Annotated in this window: 12 protein-coding genes and 2 pseudogenes; 3 read left to right on the forward strand and 11 right to left on the reverse strand. The window is 71.4% G+C overall.

From position 1 onward, the window contains the following. Positions 1 to 580: pseudogene (locus VGD32_RS07945) on the forward strand (hypothetical protein); the annotation flags it as partial. On the opposite strand, the gene VGD32_RS07950 reads toward VGD32_RS07945, so the two are convergent. The 7 genes from VGD32_RS07950 to VGD32_RS07980 all read right to left on the reverse strand — a co-directional run bounded on the left by VGD32_RS07950 (position 577) and on the right by VGD32_RS07980 (position 5,161). Next, positions 577 to 1,791, reverse strand: a complete 1,215-nt coding sequence (locus VGD32_RS07950; RefSeq protein WP_331031359.1) for a glycosyltransferase — start codon at positions 1,789 to 1,791, stop codon at positions 577 to 579. The pseudogene VGD32_RS07945 and the gene VGD32_RS07950 overlap by 4 nt on opposite strands. A 113-nt stretch (positions 1,792 to 1,904) precedes the next feature. Beyond that, positions 1,905 to 2,300, reverse strand: coding sequence for a hypothetical protein (locus tag VGD32_RS07955; protein ID WP_331031360.1), 396 nt, complete (start codon positions 2,298 to 2,300; stop codon positions 1,905 to 1,907). Continuing rightward, entirely contained in the window at positions 2,297 to 2,431 is a 135-nt protein-coding gene (locus VGD32_RS07960; protein WP_331031361.1) for a hypothetical protein, read from the reverse strand. The genes VGD32_RS07955 and VGD32_RS07960 overlap by 4 nt, the downstream gene beginning before the upstream one ends. 108 nt (positions 2,432 to 2,539) lie before the next feature. After that, entirely contained in the window at positions 2,540 to 2,983 is a 444-nt protein-coding gene (locus VGD32_RS07965) for a YkgJ family cysteine cluster protein (protein ID WP_331031362.1), read from the reverse strand. After that, positions 2,968 to 3,306: a VOC family protein gene (locus VGD32_RS07970; protein WP_331031363.1), complete on the reverse strand. Its 339-nt coding sequence runs from the start codon at positions 3,304 to 3,306 to the stop codon at positions 2,968 to 2,970. Before VGD32_RS07970 ends, VGD32_RS07965 begins: the two co-directional genes overlap by 16 nt. Positions 3,307 to 3,464: 158 nt before the next feature. Further along, the gene (locus VGD32_RS07975; RefSeq protein WP_331031364.1) at positions 3,465 to 4,205 is read right to left on the reverse strand and encodes an ABC transporter permease; all 741 of its coding nucleotides are present in this window, start codon (positions 4,203 to 4,205) and stop codon (positions 3,465 to 3,467) included. Next, a complete protein-coding gene (locus tag VGD32_RS07980; RefSeq protein WP_331031365.1) occupies positions 4,205 to 5,161 on the reverse strand; it encodes an ATP-binding cassette domain-containing protein in 957 nt (318 codons plus the stop codon). The genes VGD32_RS07975 and VGD32_RS07980 overlap by 1 nt, the downstream gene beginning before the upstream one ends. 102 nt (positions 5,162 to 5,263) lie before the next feature. Between VGD32_RS07980 and VGD32_RS07985 the strand changes: the two genes are divergently transcribed. Next, the gene (locus VGD32_RS07985) at positions 5,264 to 5,761 is read left to right on the forward strand and encodes a DUF2975 domain-containing protein (protein WP_331031366.1); all 498 of its coding nucleotides are present in this window, start codon (positions 5,264 to 5,266) and stop codon (positions 5,759 to 5,761) included. Continuing rightward, positions 5,761 to 5,997 (forward strand): helix-turn-helix transcriptional regulator, encoded by a 237-nt coding sequence (locus tag VGD32_RS07990; protein ID WP_331031367.1) that lies wholly within the window; start codon positions 5,761 to 5,763, stop codon positions 5,995 to 5,997. The genes VGD32_RS07985 and VGD32_RS07990 overlap by 1 nt, the downstream gene beginning before the upstream one ends. Here the strand turns inward: VGD32_RS07990 and VGD32_RS07995 are convergent. From VGD32_RS07995 to VGD32_RS08010, 4 genes and pseudogenes are all read right to left on the reverse strand, one after another. Then, positions 5,994 to 6,488 carry a DUF6702 family protein gene (locus VGD32_RS07995; protein ID WP_331031368.1) on the reverse strand — a complete coding sequence of 165 codons (495 nt, stop codon included), beginning with the start codon at positions 6,486 to 6,488 and terminating at the stop codon, positions 5,994 to 5,996. The two genes, VGD32_RS07990 and VGD32_RS07995, sit on opposite strands and share 4 nt — an antisense overlap. A gap of 4 nt (positions 6,489 to 6,492) precedes the next feature. After that, complete coding sequence (locus tag VGD32_RS08000) at positions 6,493 to 8,898, reverse strand: M1 family metallopeptidase (RefSeq protein ID WP_414644375.1); 2,406 nt, start codon at positions 8,896 to 8,898, stop codon at positions 6,493 to 6,495. Between the two features lie 73 nt (positions 8,899 to 8,971). Beyond that, positions 8,972 to 9,934: an alpha/beta hydrolase gene (locus tag VGD32_RS08005; RefSeq protein ID WP_331031369.1), complete on the reverse strand. Its 963-nt coding sequence runs from the start codon at positions 9,932 to 9,934 to the stop codon at positions 8,972 to 8,974. A gap of 508 nt (positions 9,935 to 10,442) precedes the next feature. After that, positions 10,443 to 10,652 (reverse strand): annotated as a pseudogene (locus VGD32_RS08010) (acetyl-CoA C-acetyltransferase); the annotation flags it as partial.

Genomic DNA, 10,652 nt, shown 5'->3' on the forward strand with positions numbered 1-10,652 from the left:
CAGCCCGGCCAATCCTGAGACGCCGCCCCGGTCCGCTCCGCTGCCGAGAGGCCCCGCGGCGGCGGCGGATCGCCCCCTGGTGCCCGCCCCCGGACTGTCCACGCCAATCCCCGCTCCGGCCCGGGCGCCCACGCCGGCGACCGCGCTCCCTGCGGCGACGACCCCGGCCCCCGCAGCCGCCGAGCCGCCCCCGCCGCCGTCGGTTCCCGCCGTCACCGTGCTGGACGCCCCCGCCCGCGCGGCCCTGCCGTTCACGGTGGATCTGCCGGCCGGCTTCGAGATCGCCACCGGCCGCCCCGGCCCGGACTTCAGGATCTACACCATCCGTCGCGGCGACCGCTCGTTCGCCATGATCTACGCCGGCCCGGCCTCGCAGTTTCCGATCTACAGCGGCGAGGTGCTCCAGGCGGCGGGCCGCGCCTCCGTGGTCTCGACCGAGGACGGCCAGCGCCACGCCCGGGAACACCTGTTCCAGCGCGAGGGCGCCACCCCGCGCGAGATTCACGTCTGGACCATGAGCCTCGAGGGCGCCGACCGCGCCCTGGCCGAGCGCATCGCCCAGTCGGTGGACGTGCGCTAGCCCGCGCCTTCGAGCAGCAGTTTCGCAGCCGCCATCGCCCCGTCGCCGCGGATCGCCGGGGCGAGGTCCGCCGCCCGGGCGCGGATCCCGGGGGACAGGGCCCTCCCGAGCGCGGACCCAAGCGACCCGACGGTCGGCGTCGGCCCGTCGTGCGCGACGCCGAGGCCGAGCGCCTCCACCCGCCCGGCCCAGTAGGGCTGGTCCGCGACCTGGGGGACGATCACCTGCGGCGCGCCGGCGCGGGCGGCGGTGGTCGTCGTGCCCGCGCCGCCGTGGTGCACGACGGCGGCGACCCGGGGAAACAGCGCCTGCTGGTTGACATCGCCGGTGGCGAAGACGTCCTCCCCCTCGTCCACCGGGGCGAGGTCCGCCCAGCCCCGGGCGAGCACCACCCGGCGGCCCTGGGCCCTGACCGCCTCGACACCCGTGCGGGCGGCGTCCGTCAGCCCGGGCGTGGCCATGCTGCCGAAGCCGACGTAGACTGGCGGCTCTCCCGCATCCAGGAAGGCGGCCAGGTCCGCCGGCAGCGGCCGGTCGTCCGGCAGGATCCACGCACCCGTCTGCACGACGTCGGCGGGATCGGTCTGGGGCCACGGGGCGAGCACCGGGTCGGAGGCCAGCCACGGCCGGGGCGTGAAGACCCGGTCGCGCACGTGATCGAAGGCGGGCAGTCCGATCCGGGTGCGATGATCGTTCACCGCCTCGCCGAACAGGGCGTCCATGGCCCGGTCGTTCACCGCCCACAGCGCCGTATTGTCAGTCACCCCGGCCGGGTGAGGCTGGCCGGGATACTCCAGCGGCGGGTGGTGCGGCGACGGCAGGATGATCGGACAATAGCTGACGTGGACGTAGCGGACTCCCCGCGTGTCCGCCACCGCCTGCGCCGCCGCCGTCGACGGGAACAGGCCGGTCGCCACGATCACATCGCAGCCGTCCGCCGCCGCGGAAAGGGCGTCGTATTGTCCGGCGATCATCTCGGCCGCGGCCCGGGGCAGCTTCCATCCCGACCGCCTCGCCAGCGCGATCCACGGACGCACCGGCATGAAGGCCGGGGCCAGCGCGACGCCGGCGCGATCCAGCAGCTTGCAGAACTCCGGATCGGCCGGCGCGGACACCACCGCCTCGGCGCCGAGAGCCCGGACCGCCGCGGCCAGCCCGGCCAGCGGCTCGACGTCTCCGCGCGAGCCATAGGTCGACAACAGTATGCGCATTCATCCCTCCATCGAGGGCTGGACAAACTGCGCATATTTCGCCGTCTGCCAATTCTTGAACTTGACTATTTCATCCCCAGATCAGCTCCAGGCGAGGCGGCGGCGGGCCTTGGTCAGGCCCACCGCCGACGCAGCGCGCGGGCGTATGCAAGGGCGCCCGGCCAGGCGACCGCCGCGGCCTGCGCCGTGAACAGCCCCACGATCAGCCAGTAGTAGACGAGCGCCGAGGCGCCGCCGGCGCCGTACTGCAGCCAGTACCAGGCATGCGCCAGCAGAGTCAGGATGAAGCCGGCGGCGACCACGTCCGACCAGCCGGCGCGCTGGCGCGAGGCCCAGATCACGCCGACGGTGCCCAGGGCGATGTCGATCAGCGGCGGGGCGGTCTCCGCGATCAGGCGAAAGGCCGCGTAATTGGCGGCCCACTTGAGCGCCAGAAGCAGGGAAAGCGCCCGGGTGGCCCTGTGCGAGGCCGCCAGGATCAGCAAACCCGCCCACAGCCACTCGATCATCCCGGCGTTTGATCCGGCTCGACATCCGGCGGATAGACCGGCGGTATGTCCGGATCCTTGGGCGGCAGCGTCGGGGGCGGCGGCGGCGGGGGCGGCGGGGTCGGCGGCGCCGGGATCTGATCGTCGGGCATGGTGTGTCTCCGAGGCCGGGATCGGGTCGCTCGAACGAGACGGCCCGCCCGTCCGGTCCTCTAGTATCACCTTCTGGCGAGTCGCCGGACTCCGGCCGCGAGACGCCCTCAGCCCGCCTGCGGGCCGGTTCGCCTCACCGGCGCGTCGACGGCCCCCAGCCGCACCCCGTGGCGGCCCGCGAACACCAGCACCTCCATCCCCGGCGCGTCGGCCCAGCGCCGCAGCGTCGACGGGTAGGGCTCGCGCCGCCAGTCGTGCGGCCGGGCGGGATCAGACTCGACGATCAGCCGCGCGCCGCCCTGTTCGCTGTGCATCACGAAGCCGGCGGTGGTCGGTTTCCACGCCTCGTCGAGGGCCCCGGTCAGCAGCCACAGACAGTTGAACACCCGGCAGTCGCCGGGCCGCGTCTCATAGACCGCGCAGCCGCCCGCCTTCGAGAAGTGACGGCACCATTTGCCCGCGGGCTTTTCGAGCGCCGTCACCCCCATCAGCTTGCAGCACAGGCCGCAGTCGCCGCAGCTCTTGCCGGGGGGCGTCAGGTCTCCGACCACACCGCCAGCTCGTTGCCCACGGGATCGCGGAAGTGGAACCGCCGTCCGCCGGGGAAGGCGAAGATCGGCTTGACGATGCGCCCGCCGGCCGCCTCGACCCGGGCCTGCATGGCCTCCAGATCGGTGGCGAACAGCACCGGCAGCGGCGCCCGCGTCGCCTCCGCCTGGGCGTCGAAGCCGCCGTCCAGCCCCTCGTCGAAGGCCGCGTATTCCGGCCCGTAGTCGATGAATTTCCAGCCGAAGGCTGCGGCGTAGAAGGCCTTGGACGCGGCCAGCTCGCCGCCCGGCAGTTCGAGATAGTCCAGCTTTCCGTCTTCACGCATGGGTGATGCTCCGTCAGTCGCCACCGACGTTCCGGGCTTGCCACGCCCGCGACCCCCGCGCAATCTGCGAACGATTCGCAAATATGGGGTCGGAGATGATGGTGCTGATGACAGGCGGCGCGGGACTGGTCCGGCTGATGCGTCCCGACGCGCCGGCTTCAGAGCACCTCGCGCCGGCTCAGGTGGGCGAGGGCGGCGACCATGACGACCGTTCCCAGTCCCAGCCCCAGTCCCAGCGCCGTCTGCACCCGCCACGCCTCGGTGGCCAGCATGTTCACCGGCATCTGCCACGGGAAGAAGACGCCCTGTTTCGCTGACGTCGCCACCACCGAGAAGAAGGTCCCGCCGATGCCGACCGCCAGCGCCGGCACGAAGCTGGCCCAGCGCAGCGCGACCCACAGCTGGATGGCGATCATCAGCACGGCGGCGAGGTAGATCTTGCCGGCGGTCGCGGCGTAAGCCGCCAGATCGAAGGCGCCGGTGGGCTGCAGCTGCGGCTTGATCGCCGCCGCCAGCGTCACCGCCCCCCAGGTCATGGCCGGCACAGCCGCGCTCATCAGCGCCACCACCGCCAGCACGCAGACGGCCTTGGCCGCATACAGCCGCCAGCGGGGCAGGGGCAGGGCGCGCAGGTGATCCCACGATTTCGGCCCGTGCTCCATGTGCGCGACCAGCGCGGTCAGCGCGGTCACGCTCATCGGCAGCATGAAGAAGGCCCAGATCGCCGAGGCGCTGCCCATCCACATCTCCCACGGCGCCGCCTGCTTGCCGCGCAGCATGTTGAAGAAGGTGAACAGGGCGATCAGCGACGGCGCCGCCACGGCCAGCACCGCGGCCAGCGAGCGGTTCAGCTTGCGCGCCTCGACGAACAGGGGCGCGAGGAAGGGCGAGGCGGTCATCAGGCGAACTCCGGCCGGGCCTTGGCGGTGGTGGTGGTGGTGGGGGCGGGCGGCGAGACCTCGCGGTAGATTCCCTCCAGCGAACGCGAGCGCGCGCCGATGGCGAAGACCGCGATGTCGGCCTCGATCAGGGCCCGGTTCAGCGAGGCCGAGGCGGTGCGCGCGTCCTCCCCGGGCTTCAGCCTTGCAACCAGTCCGTCGTCCGCCGGCAGCACGTCGAAGCCCCGCGCCCGCGCCAGCGCCGTGGCCCTTGCCGCGTCGTCCGTCTGCAGCGCGATCTCGGGGGCCAGGTCGGCCTTCAGCCGTCCCAGCTCCCCCTCCAGCACCAGCCTGCCGTGGCTGAGGATGCCGACATGCGTCGCCGTCTGTTCGATCTCGCCCAGCAGATGGCTGGACAGCAGCACCGTCGCCCCGGTCCGCTCCGGCAGGGCGCGCAGGAAGCGGCGCATGTCGGCGATGCCGTCCGGGTCCAGCCCGTTGGTCGGCTCGTCCAGCACCAGCACCGGCGGCGCCCCCAGCATGGCCCGGGCCAGCCCCAGCCGCTGCCGCATGCCCAGCGAATAGTCGGAAACCCGGCGCCCGGCGTGCTCGCGCATCTCGACCACCTCCAGCACCCGCTCGACCTCCCCCTTCGGCAGGCCCAGCAGGCTGCGGGTCAGGTCGAGGTTCTCGCGCCCCGACAGATTGCCGTAGAAGCCGTGCGCCTCCAGCAGCGCCCCGACCTTGCGCGCCGCCCCGATGCGGTCGCGGGCCACGTCGATCCCGCCCACCCTCGCCGTCCCGGCGCTCGGCCGGATCAGCCCCAGCAGCATCTTCAGGGTCGTCGTCTTGCCCGCGCCGTTGCGGCCGAGGAAGCCGTAGACGGCCCTGTCCGGCACCGTCATCGACACGGCGTCGACGGCCAGCCGGCGTCTGAATCGGCGGCTCAGGTCGCGGGTCTCGATGGCGGCGGGCATGGCGGCGCTCTCGTTTCGTTTAACTCCGACATAAAGTTGCAAACAGTCCGTCTTTAAGTCAAGATTAAAGATAAGACAGCTTCCCGCGCCGGAGATTCGCCCGTGACCCAGACCGCGACCGACCGCTTCCGCCGCCGTTGCGCCCAGTTCCGCTGGCTGGCCGTCTTCATGGTCGTCAGCGTCGGAGCCCTGCTGGCGCTGATCCACCTCGTCTTCCCGCTGCTCGCCATGGCCTGGGGCCGCGGGGCGCTCGACGCCCGCTGGCTGACCCAGCTGGTCTGGGCCCTGCCGGCGGTCTTCTACCTCTTCGCGGTCTGGGCGATCGGCGCCGCCATGGGTCAGCTGGCCCGGGGCCGCCTGATCCAGCCCACCCTGGCCGACGCCCTGCGGCGCGTCGGACTGGCGCTCGGCTTCGGGGGCGTGTTCAGCGTCTTCGGGATCACCAACCTGACACGCCTGATCGCGGGCGGGCCGGGCGGATGGGCCTATTTCGACGTCGCCGGCATGACCCTCGGCATGATCGGCGGGGCGCTGTTCCTGCTCGGGGGCGTCATGGAGCAGGCGGGCAAGGTCCAGGCCGAGCTGGACGAGATGATCTGATGCCGATCCGCGTCACCCTCGACCGGCTGATCGTCAGGAAGGGGATCAAGGCCCGCGACCTCGCCCAGGAGGTCGGCCTCAGCGAGACCCAGCTGTCGCTGTTCCGGTCCGGCAAGGTCAAGGGCATCCGCTTCCGCACCCTCGCCCGGCTGTGCGCCGCCCTCGACTGCAAACCGGGGGATCTGCTCGACTACGATTTCGACCCCGCCGACCTCGAGGCGGCGGAGGAGGACTAGAAGCGCACCGTCTGCGCGTCCGCGCCCGGGCGGAACACCACCGTGCGCGTCACGCCGCCGACCCGCACATTGACCTGCTGTTCCTGGTCGTCGTGCACCCCGGGGAAGAAGTCGAGGTCGACGGTGACCGCCTCCACGTCCCGGTCCGCGGTCTGCCCGGCGAACTGCACCCGCACGTGGTCGCCGGCCAGGGCCGTGTCGGCATGGCTCACCGGCACCGCCTGACCGTCGACCGCCAGCCGGAAGCGCGCCCCCAGATGCGCTTCCAGATCGGCCACGGCGCGCGGATCGTCGAGGCTCGGCTGGGCCTCCGGCGCGATGCTCGGCAGGGCCGGCTCGACGTCGTGGGCCGCGAACCGGTGCGTCACGCTCACGGCGCCGGTGTCCTGATCGATCTCGATCACCGTCAGGCCGGAATGGCCGCGATGGGCCGCCGCCGGCGAGGCCAGCACCGCCGCCAGCGCGGCGCCCAGCAGCAGACGCTTCAGCATCGTCCTAGTCCCTCCGGCGTACGCGCGTGGCGGTCGAGTCGGGGCTGACCTCGACGTCGGAATCGCGCATCCGGTTCTCGCCCGGGGGCGGCGCCGGCGACAGCCGCAGCGACCGCTCGTCGATGCGCTGCGGATAGAAGTTGTTGCCGCGGTTGGCGTCCGCCGTCTCCCACAGGGGGTCGATCTCGGCGCTGGCGAGGGTCTTGGACGAGACGTGCTGCCAGATCACCTGACGGCTGTTGCGGCGCCATATCTCGGCCGGGATGCGGATCGTCTCCTCCGAGCCGTCGCTCCAGGTCAGCTTCAGGATCACCGGCATCACCAGCCCCCCGACGTTGCGGAAGGTGAAGCGATAGATGTTGTCGTCGAAGCCCTGGGCCGCGCGCCGCTCCTCGTCCGCCCGGCGGGCCGCGCTCTCCGCGTCGCGGCGCTGCTGCGCCGTGACCGTGAACCGGTCGGTCTCGTTGTAGAAGTCGCGGGTCGCGGGGTCGCGCTCGACCACGGTCTCGATGCCCTCGTTGCGCGCGACCGTCAGCGGCGTCGGTTCGGCCTCGAAGCGCTCGCGGGCGGCGCGGGCCCGGACCTCCGGATCGGCGCTCTCCAGCCGCGCCGCCGTCACGCCTTCCAGCGCGATGTCGACATGGTCGGTCGAATAGAACCAGCCGCGCCAGAACCAGTCGAGGTCGACGCCCGAGCTCTCCTCCATGGTGCGGAAGAAGTCGTAGGGCGTCGGCCGCTTGAAGGCCCAGCGCTGGGCGTACTCGCGGAACGCCCGGTCGAACAGTTCGCGCCCCAGCACCGTCTCGCGCAGGATGACCAGCGCCGTGGCCGGCTTGTTGTAGGCGTTGTTGCCGAACTGCAGCAGGCTGTCCGAGTGGGTCATCACCGGCACCTGGTCCTGGCTGACCATGTATTCGACGATGTCCCGCGGCTCGCCGCCGGCGGGGAAGTTCGCGTCCCACAGCTTCTCGGCCTGGAACTCGAGGAAGCTGTTCAGCCCCTCGTCCATCCACGTCCACTGCCGCTCGTCCGAATTGACGATCATGGGGAAATAGGTGTGGCCGACCTCGTGGATGACCACGCCGATCAGGCCGTTCTTGGCGCGCTCGGTGTAGGTCAGGCTGCCGTCGTCCGCCCGCACGGGCCGCGGCCCGTTGAAGGTGATCATCGGATATTCCATGCCGCCGACGGGCCCGTTGACCGACTGCGCCGTGGGGTAGGGATCGGTGAAGGCGAACTGGTTGTAGACGTCCAGGGTGTGGGCGATCGACCGGGTCGAATAGGTGTCCCACAGCGGCCGGGCCTCCTTCGGATAGAAGGACATGGCCATGACCACGGGGTTTTCGGCGCTCTCCTGCTCGACGCCCATGGCGTCCCAGATGAATTTGCGGCTCGAGGCCCAGCCGAAGTCGCGCACATTGTCGGCGCTGAAGTTCCACGTCCGCGTGCCGCGGGCCGGCCGCGCCTCGGCGGCGGCGGCCTCCTGCGGGGTGACGATGTAGACCGGCTCGTCCGCCGTCCGCGCCCGCTCCAGCCGCGCGCGCTGCTCGGCGCTCAGGATGTCGGGGTTGGTCAGTTCGCCCGTCGCGGCCACGACGTGATCCGCCGGCGCGGTGATCGAGACGTCGTAGTCGCCGAACTCGAGGGTGAACTCGCCCGAGCCGAGGAACTGCGCATTGTGCCAGCCCTCATAGTCCGAATAGACCGCCAGCCGCGGGAACCACTGCGCCGCCAGGAACAGGCAGTTGCCGTCCTCATGGGCCTTGGTGAAGCACTCGTAGCCGCTGCGGCCGCCGACGACGTTCGTCTCCGGCAGGGGCAGGGTGAAATCGATGGTGAAGGCGAAGCTCTGGCCCGTGGCCAGCGGCCGGGGCAGCTCGATGCGCATCATCGAGTCGACGATGGTGAAGGGCAGGGCCTGGCCGTCCGGCCCGGTGATGCGCAGGTCGTTGAAGCCGCCTTCCCAGTCCTGCATGCGGCGGATGCGGCGGATCTCGTTGACGCTGACCGTCTCGGAATTGTTGTAGGTCCGGGTCCGCTCGGCCAGCGAGGCGCGGCGGTAGTTCTGCTGGTCCAGCAGCAGCCACAGATAGCCCAGGGCGTCCGGCGAATTGTTGGTGTAGGTCACCGCCTCGCGGCCGGTCAGGGTGCGCCGCGCCTCGTCCAGCGACACGTCGATGTCGTAATCGACCTGCTGCTGCCAGTAGCGATGGCCGGGCGCGCCCGAGGCGTTGCGATAATCGGTCGGAGTCGGCCAGTCCTCGCCCTCGAACTGGCGGAATTTGTCCTCGAACGTGCCCTTGGACTGATCGATCGGCCCGACGCTCTGGGGGGCGCCTTGCTGGGCCAGCGCCGCCTGCGCCATGAGGGAGACGCCGGCGACCGACGCGAGCAACAGTCCGATACGCATTCGAAACACCGTCCGTTCCTGAAGAGCCGCGGCGACCTTAACGGTCGGCGTCGGGGCCGCAAGATGGCGGAGATTACACCTGTGTAATCCAGCCCCGTCGGGCCGCCCACGCCAGCGCCAGTTGCGGCCACACGGCGGCCGGCCGGCCCTCGATCAGCCGGACGCCGAAGCCGTGCCCGCCCTCCTCGAACAGATGCGCCTCGGCCGGAACGCCCGCCGCGCGCAGCGCCGACAGCAGCTGCAGGCTGTTCTCCACCGGCACGGCGCCGTCGTCGATGGCGTGCAGCAGAAAGACCGGCGGCGCGTCGCGCCAGTCCATCCGCTCCAGCGAATGGCGCTCGATCGCCTCCGCCGACGGCGTCTCGCCCAGCAGTTCTCGCCGCGACCCTGCGTGAACGAACGGATCGGCCATGGTCGCCACCGGATACAGCAGGATCGACAGGTCCGGCCGGAACGGGACGGTGTCCGCGGCGTCCACCGCCGCATAGGTCGCGTCCGCCCGCGCCGTCAGCATCCCGGCCAGATGCCCGCCCGCCGAGGCGCCCAGCACCGCCACCCGCGCGGGGTCCAGCCCGTCCACCGCCGCCCGGGCGCGGACCAGCCGCAGCGCCCGCTGCGCGTCCTGCAATGGCGCATCCGGGCCGGCCGCCCAGCCGTCGCCCGGCAGGCGGTAACGCAGCACGAAACAGGTCACGCCCGCCGCTGCGAACACCCGCGCGCAGTCCAGCCCCTCCTTGTCGACCACGGCCCATTTGTAGCCGCCGCCGGGGATCAGCAGCAGCGACGCCCCGTTCGGCCGCGCCGGCCGCAGCACCGTCAGCAGGGGCTCGGTGGTGTATTGGGCGAAGCGGTCACGGAATGCCGGATCGGTCGACCGCTCCACCACCCGCGGCGTCACGGTCACCCGATCCCCGCCCGGCGCCCGGCCCGGCCACAGCCGGATCGTCTCCGCCGGATCGGGCGGGGCCACGGTTTGCGACACCGGTGTCATCACAGCGGCGGCCAGCCCCAGGGCGGTGCGTCGGTTCAGGTCCATGGGAGAAGGGTAGGGGGGTGTGCGGCGCGGGGGCAAGCTTCCTGTTTCCCTCCTCCCCTTGGGGAAGAAGGTGCCCCGGAGGGGCGGATGAGGGGTTGGCCGGCTCTTGATCGACCGGCTGCCAGTTCGCTCCGAACATCCCCCTCATCGGTCTCGCTCCGCGAGCCACCTTCTCCCCCGGAGGGGAGAAGGAAGGTCATGACGCTGTGCTGGCAATCCGCGAAATTATGGTCGGGTTCAGCGGAAAGAACTCCGCGTTTCCAGTCAGATGACGGATTCTAGAACCGATCTTCCATCCGGATAGGCCGGCGGGCGCATAATGCCGCTCGTCCTGTCGCCGCGACAGGCGCCGGTCTTTGACAATCGCATCCCGCCCCTCCGCTCCGAGGAGCCGCTCTCCCGCTCCGCCGATGTAGACTCTGCCGACTCTGACCCCCCCCTGTTCCGGCGCCGAGCTTGTCGACTCCGCACCCTCTGTTTCCGGATTTTACCCGGGTAGAATCGCGCCTCAGGCCAGTTCCACCGCCATGGCCACGGCCTCGCCGCCGCCGATGCACAGGCTGGCCACGCCCTTCCGGCCGCCGCGCGCCTGCAGCGCCGCCAGCAGGGTGGCCAGCACCCGCGCGCCCGAGGCGCCGATCGGATGGCCCAGCGCCGTCGCCCCGCCGTTCACGTTCAGCTTGCTGTGCTCGATGCCCAGCTCCTGCATGGCGATCAT

Origin of the sequence: Brevundimonas sp. (assembly GCF_036402095.1) — a bacterium.
In the GTDB taxonomy this organism is placed as follows: domain Bacteria; phylum Pseudomonadota; class Alphaproteobacteria; order Caulobacterales; family Caulobacteraceae; genus Brevundimonas.